Origin of the sequence: Nocardioides salarius, assembly GCF_016907435.1 — a bacterium.
Lineage (GTDB): Bacteria > Actinomycetota > Actinomycetes > Propionibacteriales > Nocardioidaceae > Nocardioides > Nocardioides salarius.
Genome location: NZ_JAFBBZ010000001.1, coordinates 3,872,867 through 3,895,765, shown reverse-complemented (window position 1 = coordinate 3,895,765; position 22,899 = coordinate 3,872,867). Strand labels below are relative to the sequence as shown.

22 protein-coding genes, 1 tRNA gene and 2 riboswitches are annotated in these 22,899 nt (G+C 75.3%); of the genes, 4 read left to right on the top strand and 19 right to left on the bottom strand.

All coding sequences use genetic code 11. The features are described from left to right. The first annotated feature begins 4 nt into the window (after positions 1-4). Entirely contained in the window at positions 5-949 is a 945-nt protein-coding gene (locus tag JOE61_RS18715; RefSeq protein ID WP_307823099.1) for a cobalamin biosynthesis protein, read from the top strand. On the opposite strand, the gene JOE61_RS18710 is transcribed toward JOE61_RS18715, so the two are convergent. From JOE61_RS18710 to JOE61_RS18670, 9 genes are all read right to left on the bottom strand, one after another. Continuing rightward, positions 897-1,619, bottom strand: a complete 723-nt coding sequence (locus JOE61_RS18710) for a cobalt-precorrin-6A reductase (protein WP_193667439.1) — start codon at positions 1,617-1,619, stop codon at positions 897-899. The two genes, JOE61_RS18715 and JOE61_RS18710, sit on opposite strands and share 53 nt — an antisense overlap. Next, positions 1,616-3,076, bottom strand: a complete 1,461-nt coding sequence (locus JOE61_RS18705; RefSeq protein WP_193667440.1) for a cobyric acid synthase — start codon at positions 3,074-3,076, stop codon at positions 1,616-1,618. Before JOE61_RS18705 ends, JOE61_RS18710 begins: the two co-directional genes overlap by 4 nt. After that, positions 3,076-3,609, bottom strand: coding sequence for a 2'-5' RNA ligase family protein (locus JOE61_RS18700; protein WP_307823098.1), 534 nt, complete (start codon positions 3,607-3,609; stop codon positions 3,076-3,078). Before JOE61_RS18700 ends, JOE61_RS18705 begins: the two co-directional genes overlap by 1 nt. Positions 3,610-3,641: 32 nt before the next feature. Beyond that, a complete protein-coding gene (cobF, locus tag JOE61_RS18695) occupies positions 3,642-4,415 on the bottom strand; it encodes a precorrin-6A synthase (deacetylating) (RefSeq protein ID WP_193667442.1) in 774 nt (257 codons plus the stop codon). Next, the gene (gene cobN, locus JOE61_RS18690; RefSeq protein ID WP_193667443.1) at positions 4,408-8,019 is read right to left on the bottom strand and encodes a cobaltochelatase subunit CobN; all 3,612 of its coding nucleotides are present in this window, start codon (positions 8,017-8,019) and stop codon (positions 4,408-4,410) included. Before cobN ends, cobF begins: the two co-directional genes overlap by 8 nt. Positions 8,020-8,048: 29 nt before the next feature. After that, positions 8,049-8,183: riboswitch (cobalamin riboswitch) on the bottom strand. 2 nt (positions 8,184-8,185) lie between these two features. Further along, entirely contained in the window at positions 8,186-8,932 is a 747-nt protein-coding gene (locus JOE61_RS18685) for a (2Fe-2S) ferredoxin domain-containing protein (RefSeq protein ID WP_307823097.1), read from the bottom strand. Further along, entirely contained in the window at positions 8,929-9,747 is an 819-nt protein-coding gene (locus JOE61_RS18680; RefSeq protein ID WP_307823096.1) for an ABC transporter ATP-binding protein, read from the bottom strand. The genes JOE61_RS18685 and JOE61_RS18680 overlap by 4 nt, the downstream gene beginning before the upstream one ends. Beyond that, positions 9,744-10,718, bottom strand: coding sequence for a FecCD family ABC transporter permease (locus JOE61_RS18675; RefSeq protein ID WP_193667684.1), 975 nt, complete (start codon positions 10,716-10,718; stop codon positions 9,744-9,746). The genes JOE61_RS18680 and JOE61_RS18675 overlap by 4 nt, the downstream gene beginning before the upstream one ends. A 68-nt stretch (positions 10,719-10,786) precedes the next feature. Then, entirely contained in the window at positions 10,787-11,824 is a 1,038-nt protein-coding gene (locus JOE61_RS18670; protein WP_193667444.1) for an ABC transporter substrate-binding protein, read from the bottom strand. 28 nt (positions 11,825-11,852) lie between these two features. Continuing rightward, a riboswitch (cobalamin riboswitch) is annotated at positions 11,853-11,972 on the bottom strand. Between the two features lie 94 nt (positions 11,973-12,066). On the opposite strand from JOE61_RS18670, the gene JOE61_RS18665 reads away from it, so the two are divergent. Together JOE61_RS18665 and JOE61_RS18660 are read left to right on the top strand one after the other, a co-directional pair. Beyond that, positions 12,067-12,390: a putative quinol monooxygenase gene (locus JOE61_RS18665; protein WP_193667445.1), complete on the top strand. Its 324-nt coding sequence runs from the start codon at positions 12,067-12,069 to the stop codon at positions 12,388-12,390. Positions 12,391-12,406: 16 nt separating this feature from the next. Further along, on the top strand, positions 12,407-13,786 hold the full coding sequence (locus JOE61_RS18660) for an FAD-binding oxidoreductase (protein ID WP_193667446.1): 1,380 nt from the start codon (positions 12,407-12,409) through the stop codon (positions 13,784-13,786). On the opposite strand, the gene JOE61_RS18655 is transcribed toward JOE61_RS18660, so the two are convergent. The 7 genes from JOE61_RS18655 to JOE61_RS18625 all read right to left on the bottom strand — a co-directional run bounded on the left by JOE61_RS18655 (position 13,758) and on the right by JOE61_RS18625 (position 19,789). Next, positions 13,758-16,364, bottom strand: a complete 2,607-nt coding sequence (locus JOE61_RS18655) for a hypothetical protein (protein WP_193667447.1) — start codon at positions 16,362-16,364, stop codon at positions 13,758-13,760. The genes JOE61_RS18660 and JOE61_RS18655 overlap by 29 nt on opposite strands. A gap of 102 nt (positions 16,365-16,466) precedes the next feature. Next, positions 16,467-16,539, bottom strand: a tRNA-Ala gene (locus JOE61_RS18650). A 77-nt stretch (positions 16,540-16,616) separates the two neighbouring features. After that, a complete protein-coding gene (locus tag JOE61_RS18645) occupies positions 16,617-17,237 on the bottom strand; it encodes a histidine phosphatase family protein (protein WP_193667448.1) in 621 nt (206 codons plus the stop codon). After that, the gene (gene rsfS / locus JOE61_RS18640) at positions 17,234-17,626 is read right to left on the bottom strand and encodes a ribosome silencing factor (protein WP_193667449.1); all 393 of its coding nucleotides are present in this window, start codon (positions 17,624-17,626) and stop codon (positions 17,234-17,236) included. Before rsfS ends, JOE61_RS18645 begins: the two co-directional genes overlap by 4 nt. Then, a complete protein-coding gene (nadD, locus tag JOE61_RS18635) occupies positions 17,623-18,255 on the bottom strand; it encodes a nicotinate-nucleotide adenylyltransferase (protein ID WP_193667450.1) in 633 nt (210 codons plus the stop codon). The genes rsfS and nadD overlap by 4 nt, the downstream gene beginning before the upstream one ends. Positions 18,256-18,265: 10 nt before the next feature. Continuing rightward, on the bottom strand, positions 18,266-18,430 hold the full coding sequence (locus JOE61_RS18630; protein ID WP_193667451.1) for a hypothetical protein: 165 nt from the start codon (positions 18,428-18,430) through the stop codon (positions 18,266-18,268). Positions 18,431-18,472: 42 nt separating this feature from the next. Continuing rightward, a complete protein-coding gene (locus tag JOE61_RS18625; RefSeq protein WP_193667452.1) occupies positions 18,473-19,789 on the bottom strand; it encodes a glutamate-5-semialdehyde dehydrogenase in 1,317 nt (438 codons plus the stop codon). A 56-nt stretch (positions 19,790-19,845) separates the two neighbouring features. On the opposite strand from JOE61_RS18625, the gene JOE61_RS18620 reads away from it, so the two are divergent. Then, the gene (locus JOE61_RS18620; RefSeq protein ID WP_193667453.1) at positions 19,846-20,388 is read left to right on the top strand and encodes an SGNH/GDSL hydrolase family protein; all 543 of its coding nucleotides are present in this window, start codon (positions 19,846-19,848) and stop codon (positions 20,386-20,388) included. A gap of 144 nt (positions 20,389-20,532) precedes the next feature. On the opposite strand, the gene JOE61_RS18615 is transcribed toward JOE61_RS18620, so the two are convergent. The 3 genes from JOE61_RS18615 to JOE61_RS18605 all read right to left on the bottom strand — a co-directional run bounded on the left by JOE61_RS18615 (position 20,533) and on the right by JOE61_RS18605 (position 22,871). After that, the gene (locus JOE61_RS18615) at positions 20,533-21,486 is read right to left on the bottom strand and encodes an electron transfer flavoprotein subunit alpha/FixB family protein (protein ID WP_193667454.1); all 954 of its coding nucleotides are present in this window, start codon (positions 21,484-21,486) and stop codon (positions 20,533-20,535) included. A gap of 12 nt (positions 21,487-21,498) precedes the next feature. After that, positions 21,499-22,278 (bottom strand): electron transfer flavoprotein subunit beta/FixA family protein, encoded by a 780-nt coding sequence (locus JOE61_RS18610; RefSeq protein WP_443678577.1) that lies wholly within the window; start codon positions 22,276-22,278, stop codon positions 21,499-21,501. 170 nt (positions 22,279-22,448) lie between these two features. Further along, a complete protein-coding gene (locus JOE61_RS18605) occupies positions 22,449-22,871 on the bottom strand; it encodes a hypothetical protein (RefSeq protein WP_307823094.1) in 423 nt (140 codons plus the stop codon). Positions 22,872-22,899 lie beyond the last annotated feature (28 nt).

Genomic DNA, 22,899 nt, shown 5'->3' with positions numbered 1-22,899 from the left:
TCCAGTGCTGAGCAGATCGGTGGGGATGGTGCTGGGGGTCGGCCTCGACCGCGTGCTGGCCGACCCCGCACGATGGCACCCCGTCGCCGGCTTCGGCACCCTGGCCGCCCGCCTCGAGCACACGACGTACGCCGACCGGCGCGGCGCGGGCGCGGCGCACGTGCTGGTGCTCGTCGGGGGCTGCGTGGCGCTGGGCGGCGCGGCCGAGCGCGCGACGCGGGGCCGGCCGGTGGCCCACGCCCTGGTCACGGCCGTCGCGACCTGGACGGTGCTCGGCGGCACCAGCCTGGGCCGCGAGGCCGCGGAGGTCGCTCGCCTCCTGGAGACCGGCCGGCTCCCCGAGGCGCGGACGCAGGTGGCGCGGCTGGTGGGCCGCGACACCCGCACGCTGACCCTCGACGAGGTGGCCCGCGCCGCGCTCGAGTCGCTCGCCGAGAACACCTCCGACGCGGTGGTGGCCCCGCTGGTGCTGGGTGCGGTGGCCGGGGTGCCGGGGCTGCTGGGCTACCGCGCGGCCAACACGCTCGACGCCATGGTGGGCCACCGCAGCGCCCGCCACGCCCGATACGGCTGGGCCGCGGCTCGTCTCGACGACCTGCTGAACCTGCCCGGGGCACGCCTCACCGCGGCCCTGGCCACGCTGCTGGGCGCCGACCCGGCCGCCAGCCTGCGCGCCTGGCGCCGTGACGCCGGCGCGCACCCCAGCCCCAACGCGGGGCCGGTGGAGGCCGCCTTCGCCGGTGCGCTGGGCGTGCGGCTGGGCGGGCGCACCGTCTACGGCCACGGCGCCGAGGCACGGATCGAGCTGCGGCCGGTGCTGGGCGAGGGGCGTGCCCCGGTGGCTCACGACGTGGCCCGGGGCCGCCGGCTGGCCGACCGGGTGGGGCTGGGGGCGCTCATCTGGCTCGCACCGATCGCAGCCAGGCCAGCGCGCCGGCGACGTCGCTGACGGTGGGCACGCCCGCCGGGGGCGCGGGCCGGCGCACCACGACGGTGGCGACCTCGAGCTCGGCGGCGGCCCGCATCTTAGGCCAGGTCAGCGACCCGCCCGAGTCCTTGGTGACCAGCACGCCGGCCCGGTGCCCGCGCAGCAGGGCCCGCTCCCCCGCCGTCTCGTAGGGGCCCCGGCTGCGCAGCAGCGTCCAGGCGGGTGGCAGCGCCACGTCGGGCTCGTCGACGACCCGGGCCAGCACCGCGTGGTCGGCCAGCGGGCCGGTGAAGGCGGCCAGCTGCTGGCGTCCGACGGTGAGCACGGGTCGGCGCCCGAGCCGAGCGGCCGTGAGCGCGGCCTCGTCGTGGTCGTCGACCCAGTGCCAGCGACCGGTCGGGTCGCTCCAGCCGGGTCGCTGCAGCCGCAGCAGCGGCACGTCGACGCCGGCCGCGTGCGACGAGATGGTGGCGGCGAAGGGGTGCGTGGCGTCGACGACGGCGTCGAGGCCGGCGGCGTACGCGCGCAGCGCCTCGGCGCCCCCGAAGCCGCCGATCCGCACCCGGCCCACCGGCAGCCGTGGGCGCGCCACCCGGCCGGCCAGCGAGGACTCCACGTCGACGCCCGCCTCGACCAGCGCGGTCGCCAGGGCCCGGGCCTCGCTGGTGCCGCCGAGCAGCAGCACCCTCACCGCTGGTCCCCCGCGGCCCTCGGGGCCCCCGGCGGCAGGAACGGCAGCCCGGCCGGCGCGCCGTCGAGCGCGAGCCCCAGCAGGGCGTCGACGTCGAGGTGGGTCTCGACGAGCTCGCCGAGCAGGTCGAGCCGGCGCTCCCTGGCCGCCGGGAAGGAGACCGACGAGGCCACTCCCAGCGCGCGCTCCAGGTAGGTGGCACGGTGGGCGTCGTCCTCGAGGGCGCCGTGCACCATCGTGGCGGTGACCGCACCCGCCTCGCGCTCGCCCTCGAGCCGGCCGTGGTGGATCTCGTAACCGGCAGGCGCGTGGAGCCGCAGCACCTTGTCGGGGGTGAAGTCGGTGACGGCTTCGAGCAGCCCCAGGCCCTCGACGTCGGCGCCCGCCGGTCCCTCGACGCCCTGCGGGTCGCGGATCCGGCGCCCCAGCATCTGCGCACCGCCGCAGATGCCGAGCAGCGGCCGGCCGGCTCGCGCGTGCGTGCGCAGGGCGGTGTCGAGCCCGCGCTCGCGCAGCCAGGCCAGGTCGGCGAGGGTGGCGCGGGTGCCGGGCAGCACCACCAGGTCGGCGTCCGAGAGCCCCTGCGGGGTGGAGGCGAAGACCACGTCGAGCCCGGGCTCGAGGCCCAGCGCGTCGACGTCGGTGAGGTTGGAGATGCGTGGCAGCCGCACCACGACCACCCGCGCCGCCGTCGTCCCGGCCGCCCCGGCGCCCGCGCGGCGGCCCTCGAGGTCGAGGGCGTCCTCGGAGTCCAGCCACAGGTCGGGGCTGTGCGGCAGCACGCCGAAGGTGCGCCGCCCCGTCGCCCCGACCAGCTGCTCGAGGCCCGGTCGCAGCAGCCCGAGGTCGCCGCGGAACTTGTTGACCACGAAGCCGGCCACCAGCGCCTGGTCCTCCGGCGCGAGCAGCGCGACGGTGCCGAGGAACGCCGCGAAGACCCCGCCCCGGTCGATGTCGCCGACGACCACCGTGGGCAGGTCGGCGTGCCGCGCGAGGCCCATGTTGACGTAGTCGCCGGCGCGCAGGTTGATCTCGGCGGGGCTGCCGGCCCCCTCGGCGACCACGACGTCGTGGCGCGCGGCCAGGTCGTCGTACGCCGCGTGCGCGGCGCGCGCCAGGTGCGCGCGACCGGTGCTCCACTCGCGCGAGGACACCTCGCCGGCGGGCCGCCCCAGCACCACCACGTGGCTGCGGCGCTCACCGCCCGGCTTGAGCAGCACCGGGTTCATCGCGGGCTCGGGCTCGACCCGGGCGGCCAGCGCCTGCACCCACTGCGCCCGCCCGATCTCGGCGGTGCCGCCGTCGGGGTGCGCCACGACCATCGAGTTGTTCGACATGTTCTGCGCCTTGTACGGCGCCACGGCCACCCCGCGCGCCGCCAGGGCCCGGCACAGTCCCGTGGTGACCACGCTCTTGCCCGCGTCGGAGGTGGTGCCGGCGATCAGCAGGCCGGCCATCAGGCCCCCGCCCCGGCCGGTGCGTGCGCCAGCGGGAAGGAGCGCAGCAGCCGGCAACCGCCGGCCTGCCACCACTGCAGGTCGACCCGGTCGACCCGGACGCGGGCGGGCAGCAGCGGCGCCACGTCGGCGACCACCTGCTCGCGGGTCACCGGCCCGGCGGCACCGCGGGCGCCGACCTGGTCGAGGCTCAGGTGCGGCACCACGTCGGCGTACCTGCCCTCGTAGGGCGGGCACTGCGGGTAGGCCCCGGCCAGCAGCTCGGTGAGCTCGGCGAAGGCGGCGACCGGCTCGGGCCGCAGGTGCACCATCCCCTCGGGGAAGACCGCCGGGTCGTCCAGCTCGGCGTCGAAGGCCGGGACCGCCGACAGCAGCTCCGCCACGCGCTCGAGGTCGCCCTCGGCGGGTGCGGGCAGCCAGGGCCCGAGCACGGTGACGTGGGCGTGCACGAACCCCGGGTCGGTCGAGACCCAGGCCGGGTCGTGGCCGCGGGTCCGCTCACGCACCCAGTCGTCGAGGGCGGGCACCGGCACGGCCAGCACGCTGTGGCCCGGCCACCGCCCGCTCACGGCGCCCGCAGCAGGTAGAGGTCGAGCACCCAGCCGTCGAGGGCACGCGCGCGCTCCCGGGCCGCGGCGACGTCGTCGAGCACGTCGGCGACCCGGCCGGCGACCAGCTGCTCGCCGGGGGCACCCAGGTTGGCTCCCCACCAGATCGACCAGCCGGTGACGTCGGGCTCGGTGCCGAGCAGCTCGAGGCGCCGGGTCAGCACGACGACGACGTTGCGCTCCCCCGCGGCGAGCGCCTCGGGCAGGCGACGGGCCGTGGTGACGTGCAGGGGGGCACCGACCTCGTGCAGCACCAGGCGGTGCCGGGCCGCGAGCAGCTGGAGGCTGCTGATGCCGGGCACCACCTCGACCGCCAGCCGCACCCGGTCCTGCAGCCGGTCGAGCAGCCGCAGCGTCGAGTCGTAGAGGCCGGGGTCGCCCCACACCAGCAGGCCCACGTCGCCGGGGTGCTCGGCCAGCGCGACCTCCCAGGCGTCGGTGCGGGCGGCGTGCCACGCCTCCACCGCCGCCTCGTAGTCGACGTCGTCGTGGCGGGCGCGCGGCGGGTCCTCGAGCACCACCAGCTCGACGTCGTGCCGGGCGCAGATCTCGCGGCGCACCTCGAGCAGCGGGTCGCCGGTCGACTTCACGAAGGCCAGCACGACGTCGACCGAGCCGATCGCGGCCGACGCCTCGGGGGTCACGTGCTGGGGGCCCATCCCGATCCCGACGACCACGACGCGACGGGTCGCCACCGGCCGCACCACCGGGTCGACCACCGCCTCAGCCATCGGCGCGGTCCTCCAGGTCGCCCTCCAGGTCGAGGTAGACCGCCTGCATCCGCGCCAGCGTGTCGGCGTCGGGGGCCTGCCACAGCCCGCGGTCGGCCGCCTCGTGCAGCTTCTCCACGATGCCGCGCAGCGCCCACGGGTTGGAGCGGCGCATGAACTGCTGGTTGGTCTCGTCGAGCACGTACTCGCGGGCCAGCGACTCGTACATCCAGTCGTGCACGACCCCGGCGGTGGCGTCGAAGCCGAAGAGGTAGTCGACAGTGGCGGCCAGCTCGAAGGCGCCCTTGTAGCCGTGGCGCTGCATCGCGGTGATCCAGCGCGGGTTGACCACCCGGGCCCGGAAGACCCGGTTGGTCTCCTCCTGCAGGGTGCGGGTGCGCACCGCGTCGGGGCTCGTGGAGTCGCCGACGTAGGCGCGCGGGTCGGAGCCGGTCAGCGCGCGCACGGTGGCGACCATCCCGCCGTGGTACTGGAAGTAGTCGTCGGAGTCGGCGATGTCGTGCTCGCGGGTGTCGATGTTCTTGGCCGCCACCTGGATGCGCCGGTACGCCGTGCGCATGTCGTCGGCGGCCGGGGCACCGTCGAGGTCGCGGCCGTAGGCGAAGCCGCCCCAGGCGGTGTAGACCTCGGCCAGGTCGGCGTCGTCGCGCCACGACCCCGACTCGACGACCTGCAGGATGCCGGCGCCGTACGAGCCCGGCTTGGAGCCGAAGACACGGGTGGTGGCCCGGCGCCGGTCGCCGTGCTCGGCGAGGTCGGCCTCGACGTGGGCGCGCACGAAGTTCTGCTCGGGCGGCTCGTCGAGGTCGGCGACCAGCCGCACGGCGTCGTCGAGCATGGCCACCACGTGCGGGAAGGCGTCGCGGAAGAACCCGGAGATCCGCACGGTCACGTCGATGCGGGGGCGGCCGAGCTCCTCGAGGGGGACGACCTGCAGCTCGGAGACCCGCCGCGAGGCCTCGTCCCAGAGCGGACGGACGCCCAGCAGCGCGAGCACCTCGGCCACGTCGTCGCCGGAGGTGCGCATCGCACTGGTGCCCCACACCGACAGCCCCACCGACGTTGGGTGGGTGCCGGTGTCGTCGAGGTGGCGCTGCAGCAGCGAGTCGGCCATCGCGACGCCGGTCTGCCAGGCCAGCCTGCTGGGCACCGCACGCGGGTCGACGGTGTAGAAGTTGCGTCCGGTGGGCAGCACGTTGACCAGGCCCCGCAGCGGGGAGCCGGAGGGGCCGGCCGGCACGAAGCCGCCGTCGAGGGCGTGCAGCACCGCGTCGAGCTCGTCGGTCGTGCGCCCCAGCCGGGGCACCACCTGGTCGGCGGCGAAGGCGAGGACGCGCTGCACCTCGGGGTCGTCGTGCAGCCCGGTGACCGCCCCCGGGTCCCAGTGGGCCGCCTCCATGGCGAGCACCAGCTCGCGGGCCTGCTGCTCGGCGGCGTCGACGGCGCCGGTGGCCTCGTGGCCCTCCTTGAGCCCGAGCGCGACCCGCAGGCCGGGCACCGCCGCCGACTCCCCGCCCCACACCTGCGAGGCGCGCAGGATCGCCAGCACCAGGTTGACCCGGGCCTCCCCGTCGGGCGCCTGGCCGAGCACGTGCAGGCCGTCGCGGATCTGGGCGTCCTTGATCTCGCAGAGCCAGCCGTCGACGTGCAGCAGGAAGTCGTCGAACTCGGTGTCGTCCGGCCTGTCGTCGAGCCCGAGGTCGCGGTGCATCTCGGCGGCGTGCATGAGCTGCCAGATCTCGCCGCGCACCGCCGGCAGCTTGGCGGGATCCATCGCCGCGATGTTGGCGTGCTCGTCGAGCAGCTGCTCGAGCCGGGCGATGTCGCCGTAGGTCTCGGCGCGCGCCATCGGCGGGACCAGGTGGTCGACGATGGTGGCGTGCGCGCGCCGCTTGGCCTGCGCGCCCTCCCCCGGGTCGTTGACCAGGAACGGGTAGACCAGCGGCAGGCTGCCGATCGCGGCGTCGGTGGCGCAGGAGGCCGACAGCGCCGCGTTCTTGCCCGGCAGCCACTCCATCGACCCGTGCTTGCCCAGGTGCACGACCGCGTGGGCGCCGAACCCGCCGGACTCCTCGGGCGCCTCGAGCCAGCGGTAGGCGGCCAGGTAGTGGTGGCTGGGGGCCAGGTCGGGGTCGTGGTAGATCGCGACCGGGTTCTCCCCGAAGCCGCGCGGCGGCTGGATCAGCAGCACCACGTTGCCGGCGGTGATGGTGGCCAGCACGATCTCGCCGGCCTCGTTGGTGAACAGGGTGCCCGGCGCGGCGCCCCATGCGTCGACGACCTGCGCGCGCAGGTCGGCGGGCAGGTCGGCGGTCCACGCGGCGTACTGCTCGGCGGTGATCCGCACGTGCGCGTCGCTGAGCTGGGCGTGGGTCAGCCACTCCTCGTCCTGCCCGCCCGCCGCGATCAGGGCGTGGATCAGCGCGTCGCCCGCCTCGGTGTCGTCGTCGAGCTCGAGGCCCGGCACCCGGCCGGGCGCGCCGAGGTCGTAGCCGGCCTCCCGCATCCGGCGCAGCAGCCGGATCGTCGAGACCGGGGTGTCCAGCCCGACGGCGTTGCCGACCCGGGAGTGCTTGGTCGGGTAGGCCGAGAGCATCAGCGCGACCTTGCGCTGCGCGGGCGGCGTACGCCGCAGCCGGGCGTGGTTGACCGCGGTGCGGGCCACCCGGGCGCAGCGCTCGGGGTCGGCGACGTAGCGCGGCAGCCCGTCGGCGTCGACCTCCTTGAAGGAGAACGGCACGGTGATGATGCGCCCGTCGAACTCGGGGATCGCGATCTGGGTGGCCGAGTCGAGGGGGGTGACCCCGTCGTCGCTGGCCTCCCACTCGGCGCGGCTGCTGGTCAGGCACAGGCCCTGGAGCACCGGGATGTCGAGGGCCGCCATCCGCTCCACGTCCCACGCCTCGTCGTGCTCGCCGGCGCTCGCCGAGGCAGGGGTGCTGCCCCCGGCGGCGAGCACGGTGACCACGAGCGCGTCGAGGGTGCCCAGCGCGTCGTAGAGCGCGTCGGGGGCGGCGCGCAGCGAGCCCGCGAAGACCGGGACGCCGACGGCGAGACCGGTCGCGTCGACCGCGTCGGCCAGCGCGTGCGCGAAGGCGGTGTTGCCGCTGGCCTCGTGGGCCCGGTAGTAGAGGACGCCCACCCGCGGCAGGTCGCTGTCGACGTGCGGGCGCGCCCAGCCCCACTGCGGCAGCGCGACCGGCGGCTCGAAGCCCTCGCCGGTCAGCAGCACCGTGTCGGAGAGGAAGGCGTGCAGCTGGGCCAGGTTCGCCGGCCCGCCCTCGGCGAGGTAGCGGTGCGCCTCGGCGGCCACGCCCATCGGCACCGAGGAGAGCTCCATCAGCTCGGCGCTGGGCTGCTGCTCGCCGCCCAGCACCACGGTCGGCATCCCCGTGGCGGCGATCCGGGCGAAGCCCGAGCACAGGTCCTGCGGCGAGCCCAGCACGCGCCCGACGACGAGGTCGCAGCCCTCGATCGTCTCGGCCATGGACTGGTGGCCGGGCCGCGCCGGGTTGGCCACGACGTAGTCGACGCCGCTGGCCCGGGCCGAGAGCAGGTCGGTGTCGGAGGTCGAGAGCAGCGCGATGCGCGCGCGTCGGTTCATCGTGTTTCTCCTCGGGGTTCTCGCCCCTGGTCGGCGGAGGTCCCGTGGCCAGTGTCTGGCTACGCCCGCTGCTCTCGCAGCGGGCTCACAGTGGCGGAACCGCCCCGGACTTCGGCATCGCTGCCGGCACCGGGTTCCTGGTCACCACGAGACGTGTGCGGCCACCCTAGTCGCCCCGGGCCCCGCGCCGGCGCGGCAGCCGCTGCTCGGTCAGCGGGCGGTCGTGGAGCAGGTGCTCGCCGACCAGGCGCGCCGCCAGGGCCTCGTCGACGCCGGCGTACCAGACGTCGTCGGGCTGCACCGCCACCACGGGCGCGTGGTTGCAGGGGAACAGGCACCCGGTCTGGGTGACCAGCACGTCGTCGTCGCCCAGGCCCTGCTCGACCAGGGCCCGGGCCAGGGCCGTCGCGGTCGTCTCGGCGCCCCGTGCGGTGCAGCGCGGTCCCCGGCACACCAGCACCTGGTGGCGGTGGCCCGGCAGGTCGTCCCACGCCGCGGAGGTCAGCCCGGCCTCCCGGCCGGTGAGCGGGCGGACGGCGCGGGCCAGCACGGTGGCCAGCTCGCCGTCGTGGCGCAGCAGGTCGGCGGCCACGGTGATGTCCGGGGCCTCGGGATGCTGCACCGGCTGCTGCCCCTCCCGCTCGCGCCGCCAGTGCGCGGCGACGCGGCGCAGCCAGGACGCGCCGGGACCGGTGGCGCCCAGGCGCACCCCGACGAGCACCACGCGCTCGGCGCCGAGGTCGGCCAGGCGGGTCAGCTCGCCTGCGAGCGACGGATCGCCGACCTGCAGGAAGGCCACGGTCGCGGCGCGGTCACCGGCCAGGTCGGCGACCCGCCGGGGCTGGGCGGCCTCGTGCGCCGACATGCCCACCAGCACCAGCCGCTCGCGGTCGTCACCGGCCGCCGGGCTCACCGGGTCGCCTCCCTCACCGGGCGGGTCGCGAGCACACCGTTCCAGCGCACGTGCGGTGCCGTGCGCCGTGGGTGCGTCTCGACGTCGACGTCGACGCCGTAGACGTCGGCGACCAGGGCGGGGGTGAGCACGCGAGCCACCGGGCCGGCCGCGGCCACCCGGCCCTCGCGCAGCACGACGACGTCGTCGCAGTAGGCCGCCGCCATCTCGAGGTCGTGCAGCGCGGCCAGGGTGGTCAACCCGCGCTCGCGCACCCGCTCGAGGAAGTCGAGCTGGTGACGCAGGTCGAGGTGGTTGGTCGGCTCGTCGAGCAGCAGCACGGCGGGCTCCTGGGCCAGGGCACGGGCCAGCTGGGTGCGCTGCCGCTCCCCGCCCGAGAGGCGGTCCCAGCCGCGGTCGGCGAGGTGGTCGACGCTGACCAGGCGCATCGCCTGCTCCACGGCCCGGGCGTCCTGGCCGTCCAGGGGCCCGGCGCCCCAGCGCGAGCGGTGCGGCGTCCGCCCGAGCGCGACGACCTGGCGCACGCTCAGCGCCAGGGTGGTCTCCGCGTGCTGCTCGACGAGCGCGAGGCGCCGGGCCCGCAGCCGGGCGGGCATCCGGTGCACGTCGGCGCCGTCGAGGTGCACCGCGCCGGCACCGGGCCGTCGCAGCCCCGCGACGACGTGCAGCAGCGACGTCTTCCCCGACCCGTTGGGCCCCAGCAGGCCGGTGACCCGGCCCGGGCGGCAGACCAGGTCGACACCGTCGAGGACCGGCTGCGCGCGACCCGCCACCCGCAGCCCGACGTCGCTCGCCTCGAGCACCGCGGGGCTCACGACGCCACCCGCCCGCGGCGCAGCAGGTGGGCGAAGAACGGCGCCCCCACCAGTGCGGTCACGACGCCGATCGGGATCTCCTGGCCCTGCACCAGCGAGCGGGCCAGCGTGTCGGCCCAGACCAGCAGCACGGCGCCCAGCAGCGCCGCGAGCGGGAGCAGCAGCCGGTGCTGGGGGCCGGTCAGGAAGCGCACCACGTGGGGGACGACCAGCCCCACGAAGCCGATCGCGCCCGAGAAGGCGACCAGGCAGGCGGTGACCAGGGCGGTGAGCACCATCAGCACCCAGCGCAGCCGCTCGACGTCGATGCCCAGCGAGCGCGCCGAGGCCTCGCCGAAGGCCAGGGCGTCGAGCTGTCCTGCCATCGCCACGAACGCCACCGTCGAGAGCACCGCCACCGCCGCCACGGCCAGGGCGCTGCCCCAGCGCAGCCCGGCCACCGACCCGAGGGTCCAGGTCAGCACCCGCCGTGCGGCGTCGGCGTCACCGGCCAGGATCACCACCATCGAGGTGTAGGCGCCGCACACCTGGGCCGTGGCGACCCCCGCCAGGACCGTGCGCCCCGGCGAGAGGCTGCCGCCGCGACCGGCCGCCAGCACCAGCACCAGCACCAACGCGCCCAGCGCGCCGGCGAAGCCCGCCGCGGCGACGGCGGTCGAGCCGGCCAGCCCGGCGACCGAGACGCCGAGCACGATCACCGTGACGGCACCGACCGCCGCCCCGCTGGAGATCCCGAGCAGGTAGGGGTCGGCCAGGTCGTTGCGGGTCAGCGCCTGCAGCACCGCGCCGCAGCAGGCCAGCGCCGCCCCCACTGCCGCCGCGCCCAGCACCCGCGGCATCCGCAGCTGCCACACGATCTGGTCGTCCAGCAGCCGCACGTCGAGGCCCGGGGCGCCCAGCCGTCGCGCCACCACCTCGACGACGGTCGACAGCGGCACCGGGACCGCCCCGATGCCCAGCGCCGCGGCCATGCTCGCCACCAGGACGGCGGCCGCGAGCAGCAGCACGAGCGTCGTGGGGAGGGCCGGCCGGCCCCGCCTCACGAGGCGTCCAGGCCTGCCAGCTGCTGCGCCACCGACACCGCGCCGTCGACCAGGCGCACACCCGCGGTGGACTCCGAGAACGCGACGGTGACGAAGCGCTGCTCACGCACGGCCCGCAGCCCGCCGAGCACCGGGTCGGCCGCGAGGTAGGCGACCTTCTCGGCGGCGCTCGACCACGAGGCGTCGGCCAGCACGACCACGTCGGGATCGGCCTCGACGACCTTCTCCCAGCTCGCCTCGACCCAGCTGCCGGGCTGGTCGGCGAAGACGTTGGTCGCCCCCACGGCGTCGAGCACCAGCTGGGGGCCTCCGGCGCCCGCACCGACGTACGGCGTCTTGTCGCCGGAGTCGTACCAGAGCACGTCGAGGCCGGCGCCGGCCCGCTCGGCCTCGAGCGCGGCCAGCTGCTGCTCCTGCTCGGCGCGCAGCCGCGCGGCGCGCGCCGGCACCCCGAACGCCGCCGCGACGGCGTCGACCTCCTCCCACACCGCCGCGAAGGACGCGTCGGGGCGCTGGTCGGCGTCGTCGCAGCCGAAGGGCGAGAGGTAGGCGTGGGTGCCCGAGCTCTCGAGCTCGGCCCGGCTGCCGGCGGCGCCCGCGTCGAAGGCGCTGGCGTAGGCGCCGTAGACCAGGTCGGGCTCGACCGCGAGGAGCTCCTCGCGCGTGGGGTACTCCGGCGACAGCACCGGCACGCCGGCGTACGCCGCCGCCCAGCGCCGGGGCACCCGGTCGTCGAGGTAGGCGGTGCCGACGAGCCGGTCCTCGACGCCCAGCGCGAGGGCGACCTCGGTGGCGCCCTGGTTCATCGTCACGGCGCGCTCGGCGGGGCGCTCGAGCGTGCTGGTGTGGCCGCAGCTGCTGATCTCGACCGGGAAGCCGGCGGCCTCGGCGGTGCTCGCGCCGGCCCGCGGCTCGGGCGCGCCGGCGCAGCCGGAGGCCACCAGGACGAGCGCGAGCGCCGCCGGGGCCGCCAGGGGCCGCAGGGATCGCGGGCCGCGCCGGGGGTGGGTGGACGTGGACCGGCAGGGCCTCATGATTTCTCCTCGGGGTTCTCGCCCCTTGCTCGACGGAGGTCCCGTGGCCAGTGTCTGGCTACGCCCGCGGTGCTGCTGCGGGCTCACAGTGGCGGAACCGCCCCGGACTTGCGCCGGGTTCCTGGTCACCACGAGACGTGTGTGCCGCAGCGTAGCCCCGGCGCGCCTAGGCTCGCAGCGGCAGGTCCGGCCGCTGGTCACCCTGCCGCCCGTCCCCCCACGAGTCCCATGAGGAGAGAGTCTTGATCTTCATCACCGCCCGCTTCCGCGTCCGGCCCGAGCACGCCGACGCCTGGCCCGAGATCTCGCGCGAGTTCACCGAGTCGACCCGCGCCGAGCCGGGCTGCCTGTGGTTCGACTGGGCGCGGGCGCTCGACGACAGCGACGAGTACTTCCTCACCGAGGCCTTCGCCGACGGTGACGCCGGTGCGGCCCACGTGCAGTCCGAGCACTTCCAGAAGGCGACGCGCGAGCTGCCGGCCTACCTCGTCGAGACGCCGCGCATCGTCAGCACCGAGGTCGAGGGCACCGGCTGGTCCGAGCTCGGCGAGATGCGCGTCGACTGACGGCGCGACGACCCGCGTGAGCACCCCCTTCGACCGGCTCGGCCCCGACCTGGTCACCACCGACCCCGAGGTCGTCGCGTCCTTCGCGCGCGACGAGGCGGCCCTCGGGGTGCAGGGCGGGGCGGGCGGGGCCGGGCCGCTCGCCGTGGTCAGCCCCCGCAGCACCGCCGACGTGGCAGCCGTCCTCGCGATCGCCCACGAGCACCGGGTGCCGGTGGTGGTGCGCGGCGCCGGCAGCGGCCTGTCCGGCGCCGCGGCCGCGCCCGACGGATCAGTGGTGCTCTCCACCCGGCGGCTGGCGCGGGTGCTCGAGGTCGACCCGGTCGAGCGGCTGGCCGTGGTGCAGCCCGGGGTGGTCACCGGCGACCTCCGCGCGGCCGCCGCCGACGCCGGCCTCTTCTACCCGCCCGATCCCGGCAGCGTCGCGTTCTCGACCGTCGGCGGCAACGTCGCGACGAACGCCGGCGGCATGTGCTGCGTGAAGTACGGCGTCACCGGCGACTTCGTGCTCGGCCTCGAGGTGGTGCTGGCCGACGGCACCGTGGCCCGCACCGGGCGGCGTACGGCCAAGGGCGTGGCCGGCTACGACCTCACCGCGCTGGTGGTCGGCTCCGAGGGCACCCTGGGCGTGATCACCGAGATCACCGTGCGGCTGCTGCCGGCGCCGGGCCCGGCCCGCACGCTGGTCGCGACGTTCCCCTCGCTGGGCGCGGCCGGCGCCGCGGTGGCCGCCGTGACCCGGGCCGGGCTCGACCTGTCGATGCTCGAGGTCATGGACCGCACCACCCTCGACGCGGTCGACCGGCTCACCGGGATGGGCCTGGGCGCCGACGGAACCCCGGCGGCGATGCTGCTGGCGCAGGGCGACGGCGGGTCCGCGGCCGCCGTGCTCGAGGCGATGGCGGTGCTCTGCGGCGACGCCGGCGCCGAGGACGTCGTGGTCGCCGACGACGCGGTCGAGGGCGAGGCCCTGCTCGAGGCGCGCCGCCAGGCGCTGCCGGCGCTCGAGCGGCTCGGCGACTGGATCCTCGACGACGTGTGCGTGCCCCGCGGACGGGTCGTCGACCTGCTCGAGGGGATCGAGCGGGTCGCCGCCGCCCAGGCGCTGACCATCGGGGTCTTCGGGCACGCCGGCGACGGCAACATGCACCCGACGATCGTCCACGACGCCGCCGACCCGGCCTCGGTGGCGGCCGCGGCCCGCGCGTTCGACGCGATCACCTCGCTGGCCCTCGACCTCGGCGGCACCATCACCGGCGAGCACGGCGTGGGCCGGCTCAAGCGCGACTGGCTGGCCCGCGAGCTCGACCCCGGGGCGATGGCGATGTCGCGGGCGGTCAAGGCGGCGCTGGACCCGCGAGGCATCCTCAACCCCGGGTGCGTCCTGGAGCCCTGAGGGCCTCCCAGCGCCGGCGCCAGTCACGGGCGAGGTCCCCGCCCTCCACGCTCTCGCGCTCGCAGGACACCAGCCGGTCGCGGGTGTCGGCGAGGCACTCGTCGCGCCCCGCACCGCCGTGCAGCAGGTCCCTGCTCTCGTCGACGCCCCACAGCTGGTCCCGCCCCCCGCGGCCGCGCACCTCGTCACGCCCGGGGCCGGGCACCAGGAGGTTGGGGCCACCGTCACCGACGAGCAGGTCGTCGTGGGTCGTCCCCACCGCCCCCTCGACAGCCCGGAGGCGCACCACGCGCTTGCGCACCCAGCGGTCCAGGACACGGGCGCGCCCCGTCCCGAGGTCGACCCGCACCCGGGCCCGCGACCCCGTGGCGACCAGCGCGTCCTGGCCGGCGCCGCCGTGCACGAGGCGGGTGAAGGCCGAGAAGCCCAGCAGGTCGTCGCCGCCACCACCGCGCACGACGTCGTCACCGCGGCTGCGGCCCACCACGTCGTCGCCCGGACCGGCCAGTATCTTCTCGGTGGCCGGGGTGGTGGTGATCACGTCGTCGCCCGCGCCGGCCCGGACCACGCGGGGGCCGCCCAGGCTGACGTCGTCGTGGGCGGTGAGCGTGACCTCCTCCACCCCCGTCACCTCCACACCGCCGGGGAAGCGGTCGGGCGGGTCGTGCACGGCGACCTGCACCCCCTCGGACATGGCCGACAGGTCGACCCTGTCGTAGCCCTTGCCGCCCAGCGCGTAGGCCGCCTCCTGGGACACCGTGATCAGGTCGTCGCCGCCACGTCCCTTGGCGCCTCCCCGCACGAGGTGGAACACGTCGTCGTGGCTGGAGCCGGTGAACCCGCGCGGCGCACCGTGGTCGCCGAAGCCGACCAACCGGTCGCGGCCCCAGCCGGTCACCACCCCGGCCGCCTGGTCGACGACGACGCCGCGCGGCGCGCCCGCGTAGTCGACGCGCCCGCCGCCGGCCAGCACGTCGTCACCGCCCCGGGGCGCCAGGATGCCCCCGAAGTGGGTGCTGAGCCGGTTGGGCCCGTCGTCGCCGACCAGGGTGCCGCCGTCCCACGCCGTCAGGTCCTCGATGCCGCTGAGCCGGTCGTGGCCGGAGTCGCCCCGGGCCAGCCCGGTGCGCAGGTCGGCCGCGACCCGCCGCCAGCTGCCCCTGCTCTCCAGGTCGCGGTGCGCGAACGTCGCTACGTCTCGCCCCGGTCCTCCGCGCAGCTCGTCGTCACCGAGGCTGCCGTCGATCTCGTCGTCCCCGCCGCCACCGACCAGCACCTCGTCGCCCCGCGAGCCGAGCACCAGGTCGTCGAAGTCGGTGCCGCGCAGCTCCTCGACCCCGTAGACCTCCGTGTCACCGTGCCCGCGCACCAGCCACCGGTCGAGGTGGGCCCGCACCGGCGCGGGGTCGTCGGCGTGGTCCAGCCGGTCCTGACCGGGTCCGGCCAGGACGAGGTCGCGACCCGCGCTGGCACGCACACGGTCGTCGCCGGCGCCGGCGCAGATCACGTCGTCCCCCGGAGTGCCGGCCAGGTCGTCGTCGCCGTCGGTGCCGGTGATCGTGCAGCGCGGGTCCGGCTGCCAGTCCACGACCTCGTACGAGCCGGTGAGCAGCGGACCGGGCTCGCTGCGTCCCGTGTCAACCTCGACCACCCGCCGGCCCCCGTAGGTCCGCACCAGCACCCGCTCGCCGCTGGGGGCCCACACGAGGGAACCGGGCGGCCCGGGCACGGGCCGGGGCTCGGCGGCCGGGCCGCCGGCGGAGTCGAGGTCGACCACCAGCAGCTCGTCCTGCGTGGAGAGCAGCAGCCGTTCCCCCGTCGGGGACCAGGCGAGGTCCTGCGGTGCCTCGTCGAGCTCAGCCAACACCGTGGTCGCGCCCGTCGCGCGGTCCACGGCCACCACCTCGAAGCCCCACCTCGGGGTCGCGTCCGCACCTCGCGAGTAGGAGCGCAGGACACCCAGGCGCGAGCCGTCGGGCGAGGAGGTCAGGCCCCCGGTCCCTCCCACGAACGAGTGCACCAGCCGGGCGCCGCCGGAGTCGACGGCGACCTCCCACAGCTCGCTGCCCGCGCCGGTGCGCACCAGCACGGCCGCGTGCTGGGACCCGGCCCAGACCATCTCGTCGACGAAGCGGTCGGGGACCCGCACCGGCCGGCGCTCACCGGTCACGACGTCCACCGCCATGGCGTCCTGGTCGCCGGGGGCCGCGTGGTCGAGCGCCAGCACCCGTCGGCGGTCAGGGGACCAGTCCACGGCCTCCAGCGAGGTGTAGGCGAGGTCGGCGGGGTCGGCGGCGTAGAGCGGGGTGCGCGCGTCGTCGGAGTCCGCGGCCCGCGCCTGGAGGGTGCCGCCCGACCACGACCCGGCGAGCAGGGTCCCGCCCTCCGTCTCCCAGCTGTACGCCGCGTCGGCGGCCCGGGCAGGGGGCGCCGTCGACGGCCCGACCGGCAGCGGCACGACCAGTGTGAGGGCCACTGCCAGGGCCGCCAGCAGCCCCGGCACGACCAGCCGGCGGGCCACGCCGAGCGGGACGGGGGACGCGACCCTGCGCGGGGCGGGACGGGGACGAGGACGCACGGCAGCTCCAGAGGTCGAGGACCGTCAGGTTAAGGGAGCGCCACGACGACGAAGACCCCCGGCTCAGCGCCTTCGCGCTGTGCCGGGGGCCTGTCTTCGTTGTGGAGCTGAGGGGACTCGAACCCCTGACCCTCTGCATGCCATGCAGATGCGCTACCAGCTGCGCCACAGCCCCAGTCCGTCTGCCTCCCCGTTGCCGGTGAGCGACCTGCGGAACATTAGCCGACGGCTCCGACGATGTGAAATCCGGGGTCAGGAGACGGTGCGGTTGTAGGCCTCGAGGCGCAGACGGCCGTCGCCCGCGTGCTCGCGGAAGACCACCCAGCCGCAGTTGGCCAACCCCTGGAGGGTCGCGAACTGCGTCTCCGGCCAGCCCAGCAGCGCGCCGGTGGCGACCCGGATCGCGGCACCGTGGGAGACCGCCAGCGCGGTCCCGCCCTCGGGCGTCGCGCGCAGCAGCTCGCCGAGGGCCTCGCTCATCCGCAGCCCGACCTCGGCGGCCTTCTCGGCGCCCGGCACCACGTCGTACTCGCCGGAGCGGAACGCCGCGAACTCCTCGGCGTCGAGCGTGCGGTACTCCTCGTGGGTCAGGCCCTGCCGCTCGCCGAGGTGGAACTCGCGCAGCCGGGCGTCGTACGCCGCCCACGCGGGTTCGCGGCCCAGCTCGCGCAGCACCGGGGCCACGGTGGCGCGGGCCCGGGCCAGGTCGGAGCACCACACGACGTCGGGACGCAGCGCGGCCACGACCGGCGCGGTGCGCGCGGCCTGGTCGCGCCCGGTGTCGTCGAGGTCGACGTCGAGCTGGCCCTGGATCCGCTTCTCGCGGTTGGAGGCGGTCTGGCCGTGCCGGAGCAGGACCAGGGTGCGGCTCACGCCGGGTCGCGCGGAGCGCTGGGGCCCGTGGCGTCGGCCGGCAGGGCGATCACCGGGCAGTCGCGCCAGAGCCGCTCGAGGGCGTAGAACTCACGCTCCTCCTCGTGCTGGACGTGCACGACGATCTCGCCGTAGTCGATGAGGACCCAGCGCCCGTCGCGCTCGCCCTCGCGGCGGATCGGCTTGGCGCCGACCTCGCGCAGCTTGTCCTCGACCTCGTCGACGATCGCCTTGACCTGGCGGTCGTTGGAGGCGGAGACGAGGAGGAAGGCGTCGGTGATGGCCAGCTGCTCGCTCACGTCGTAGGCGAGGAGGTCCTGGCCGAGCTTGTCGCCGGCTGCGCGCGCGGCGGCGTGCACCAGCTCGATGGCGTGGTCGGTGGCGGTCATGTGGCTCCGGTGTCGGTGGATGGTGTCTCGGTGGCGGGGTAGAGCTCGTGCTTGGCGATGTACTGCACGACGCCGTCGGGCACGAGGTACCACACCGGCTCCCCGCGCTGGGTCCGCGCACGGCAGTCGGTCGAGGAGATCGCCAGCGCAGGGATCTCCACCATCGTGACACGGTCGGCGGGGATCGCCCGCAACGTCTCCTCGTCCATCTCGTAGCCGGGACGGGTGCAGCCCACGAACTGGGCCAGGTCGAAGAGCTCGTCGGCGTCGCGCCAGGTGAAGATCTCGGCGAGCGCGTCGGCGCCGGTGATGAAGTAGAGGTCGGCCTCGGGCAGCCGCTCGCGCAGGTCGCGCAGGGTGTCGATGGTGTAGGTGCGCCCGCTGCGGTCGATGTCGACGCGGCTGACGTTGAAGCGCGGGTTGGCCGCGGTCGCGATCACCGTCATCAGGTAGCGGTGCTCGGCGGTGGTGACCTCGCGGTCGGCCTTCTGCCAGGGGTCGCCGGTGGGCACGAAGACGACCTCGTCGAGGTCGAACCACGCCTGGACCTCCGAGGCCGCCACGAGGTGCCCGTGGTGGATGGGGTCGAAGGTGCCGCCCATGACGCCGACCCGGCGCCGACGCGTCATGAGCCGAGGCTCAGCTGTGCTCGCGGCCGTTGCCGAAGCCCAGCAGCGCAGCCAGCAGGCCGAGCATGATCACCAGGACCAGCAGGCCGATGCCGTAGGACAGCACGTGGTTGACCTCGTGCTCGGCCTCGGAGGCCAGGACGACGGTGCTCTGCAGGATCTGGGCAGCGGTCATGGCGCAAGACTACCGCCGGGCCGGCACCCGGCCGGCACCGCCTCAGCGCACGTGGCCGTCGCCGGTGACGACGTACTTGGTCGAGGTCATCTCGGGCAGCCCCATCGGGCCCCGCGCGTGCAGCTTCTGGGTGCTGATCCCGATCTCGGCACCGAAGCCGAGCTCGCCGCCGTCGGTGAAGCGCGTGCTGGCGTTGACCAGCACCGCCGCGGAGTCGACCGCGGCCACGAAGCGGCGCGCGGCCGACTGGTCCTCGGTGAGGATCGCCTCGCTGTGGGCGCTGGAGTGGCGGCGCACGTGGTCGATGGCCGCGTCGATCGAGCCGACGACGCCCACCGCCAGGTCGAGCGTGAGGTACTCGGTGTCCCAGTCGTCGTCGGTGGCCGGCACCACGCCCGGCAGCGCCGCGGTCGTGGGGTCGCCGTGGACGGTGACCCCGGCCTCCTGCAGCGCGGCCACGACCCGGGGCAGGAAGGTGTCGGCGAGGTCGGCGTGCACCAGCAGCGTCTCGGCGGCGTTGCACACGCTGGGGCGGTGGGTCTTGGCGTTGAGCACCACGGCCAGGGCCTTGTCGAGGTCGGCGGCCCGGTCGACGTAGACGTGGCAGTTGCCGACCCCGGTCTCGATCACCGGCACCGTCGACCCCTCGACGACGCTGCGGATCAGCCCCGCTCCCCCGCGCGGGATCAGCACGTCGACGCGGCCCCGGGCGCGCATCAGCGTGGTCACGCTCTCGCGCGAGTCCGCCGGCACCAGCTGCACCACGTCGGGGTCGAGGCCGGCCCCGGCCGCCGCGTCGCGCAGCACCTCGACGATCGCCGCGTTGCTCACCGCAGCGCTCGAGGAGCCGCGCAGCAGCACGGCGTTGCCCGACTTCAGGCAGATGCCGGCGGCGTCGGCGGTGACGTTGGGCCTGGCCTCGTAGACCATCGCCACCACCCCGAACGGCACCCGCACCTGGCGCATCTCCAGCCCGTTGGCCAGGGTGCCGCCGCGCACCACCTCCCCCACCGGGTCGGGCAGCCCCGCGACGTCGCGCAGCCCCTGGGCCATCGCCTCGAGGCGCTCGGTGCTCAGCCGCAACCGGTCGACGATGCCCTCGGGCGTGCCGTCCTGCTCGGCGCGGCGCACGTCGTCGGCGTTGGCCTCGAGCACCTGCCCGGCCCGCTCGAGCAGCGCGTCGGCCATGGCGTGCAGCGCGGCGTCCTTGGTGGCGCGGGTGGCCTGCGCGAGGCCGTGGCTGGCCGCGCGGGCGCGGTCGGCCAGGACGAGCACGGGGTCGGTGCTGGCGTCGGTGCTGGCGTCGATGCTGGCGTCGGTGCTGGCGTCGATGCTGGCGTCGGTGGTGGCGTCGCTCATGGCGCGATCGTAGACGTGGCGGGGTGGCCCGCCGGGCGCCCTCCTAGGCTGCGGACATGCGCATCGTGCTGCTCGGCGACAGCCACCTCGACCGGGTCCGCCGCGACCTGCACCGCCTGGCTCCCGAGCCCGGCGACGAGGTGGTCAACGCCGCCGTCGGCGGCTCCTTCGCCTTCGAGCTGCTGGGCCAGGCCCACGGCGTGCACCTGCGGCCCGAGGACGCCGTGGTCGTCTCCGTCGGCACCAACGACGCCGCACCGTGGAAGGCCGTGCCGCCCTACGACTTCGAGGTCAACCTGCGCGAGCTGCTCGACCACCTCGTCGAGCTGGGCACGCCGCGCCTGGGTCGCCTGGTCTACCTCACCCCGCCCGGGGTCGACGAGGCGCGGCTCGGCGGGCCCGGCGACCGCACCAGCGCCGTCGTGGCGTCGTACGCCGCCATCGGCGCCCGGCTCACCACCGAGGCGGGTGGCCGCGTCGTCGACGCCCTGGGCCTGCTCGCCCCGCTCGGCGCGGCGGCGTACCTCGACGACGGCGTGCACCTGACCGGCGCCGCCTACGACCTCCTGCTCCCCGCCCTCGCCGACGCCCTGCGCTGACCCTCCTCCACGGGCGGGGCCCCGTCGGGACGTCATACGGGCAGGACGTCCGTCGCTGCGGAAGGTATGACGTCGTGCGGCCGGAGACGCCGAAGGGCCCCGACCACGTCGTGGTCGGGGCCCTCGGTGAGGTGAGCCGGGGGCTCAGCCCTTGCGCTGGTTGATCTTCTCGGTGGCGGCGGGCAGGACCTCCTTGAGGTCACCCACGACGCCGAAGTCCACGAGCTCGAAGATCGGGGCCTCCTCGTCCTTGTTGACCGCCACGATCGTCTTCGAGGTCTGCATGCCGGCGCGGTGCTGGATCGCACCGGAGATGCCGTTGGCCACGTAGAGCTGCGGGGAGACGGTCTTGCCGGTCTGGCCGACCTGGAAGGAGTGCGGCATCCAGCCCGAGTCGACCGCGGCGCGCGAGGCGCCCACGGCGGCGCCCAGCGCGTCGGCCAGGCCCTCGATCGGGGCGAAGTCGCCGCCGGTGCCACGGCCGCCGGAGACCACGATCGCGGCCTCGGTCAGCTCGGGGCGACCCGAGGCCTTGCGCGGCTGGGCGGCCACGATCTGGGCCTTCTTGGCCGAGTCGGAGATCGTCGCCGCGAACTCCTCGACGGTGCCGGCACCGGCCTCCTCCACCGGAGAGGTGGAGTTGGGCTTGACCGTGATGATCGGGGTGCCGTGGGTGACCTTGGCCTTGACGGTGAAGTTGCCGGCGAAGACCGACTGGGTGGTCACGCCACCCTCCTCGACGTCGACGGCGTCGGTGATCAGGCCCGAGCCGGTCTTGATCGCCAGGCGGGCAGCCACCTCCTTGCCCTCGTAGCCGGAGACCAGCAGCACCGCGGCGGGGCTGCTCTTCTCCACCAGCTGGGCCAGCGCCTCGGCCTTGGGGGCCACCAGGTAGCCCTTGATCTCGGCGTCGTCGACCACGTAGATCTTCTCGGCGCCGAAGGACTTCAGCTTCTCGGCCGCGGCCGAGGCCACGTCGGAGCCGCCGAAGACGACCGCGGCGGGCTCGCCGAGCCGCTTGGCAAGGGCGAGGAGCTCGAAGGTGGGCTTGCGGATCGCGCCGTCGACGTGGTCGACGACAACCAGGACTTCAGACATGTCGGTCGCTCCTCAGATGAACTTCTTGGAGGCGAGGAAGCCGGTGAGCGCCTCGGCGCCCGAGCCGTCCTCGTCGGTGACGATCTCGCCGGCGGTGCGCGGCGGGCGGGCGGCGGTCTCCTCGACCTGCGACCACGCCACGGACAGGCCGACCTGGTCGGCCTCGACGCCGATGTCGGACAGCGCCCAGGTCTCCATCGGCTTCTTCTTGGCCGCCATGATCCCCTTGAAGGAGGGGTAGCGGGCCTCGCCGGTCTGGTCGGTGACCGAGAGCACCAGCGGCATGCTGGCGCCGATCACCTCGGTGGCGGTGTCGGAGTCGCGCTTGATGCGCACCTGGTCGCCCTGCGACTCGATGACCGAGGCGAAGGTGACCTGGGGCAGGTCGAGGCGCTCGGCGAGCATGGCCGGGATGACCGAGCCGGAGGCGTCGGTCGAGGCCATGCCGCACATGACGAGGTCGACCGGCTTCTCGGCGCCGGCCTTCTCGATGGCCTTGGCCAGCACCAGCGAGGTGGCGACGTAGTCGGAGCCGGCGATGGCCTCGTCGGAGACGTGGATGCCCTTGTCGGCACCCATCTGCAGCGCCTTGCGCACGGCGTCGACAGCCTTCTCGGGGCCCACGCACAGCGCGGTCACCTCGGTGTCGTCGCCGGCCTTCTCCTTGAGCTGCAGCGCCTGCTCGACGGCGTACTCGTCGAGCTCGGACAGCAGGCCGTCGACGCCCACGCGGTCGACGGTGTTGTCCGACTCGAACTGGCGGTCGGCGGTGGCATCGGGCACGTACTTCACACAGACAACAATGTTCATGGGATCTGGCCCGGTCAGGGCCCCTCCTGTGCACTCGGTGGTCTCGGCGAGGTTACCCGTGAGTTGCAGTGCGGCGGTACACCGTCCGCGGTTGGGTATCTCACATGCATGACAGCGGTGCTGTCACGGTCGTACGGGGTGGAACGGGGTGGTCAGGGCTTGATGACGCGCTCGAGGAGCCGGCCCACCACGAGGTAGGCGACCGCGCCGAGGCCCCAGTTGAACAGGGCGTTCTTGGTCTCGGCGTTGGATCCGTCGAACTCGCGGATGCCGTTCTCGCGGGAGAAGACCCCCAGGTCGACGCCGTCGGCGAGGTCGAGGACGGCGGAGACCAGGGCGTTGTCACGGTTGGCGTCGATGGCGATCAGGAGCGCGCCGACGGCCAGCACCAGCGCCAGCAGCACGAAGACGGTCCAGACCAGCGTGCCGACCCGCGAGCGCAGCGCGGCCACGCTCATCGACGAGCCGCCCCGCTTCGCCGGCGCCGCGGCTGCGGCGCTCTCCTTGCCGGCGCCCTTCTCGGTGCTCTCGTCGGAGCCCTTCTCGGTGCGCTTGCCCAGCCTGCCCAGTGCCACGTGCGTCTCCTTCGAAGGGGGGAGCGAC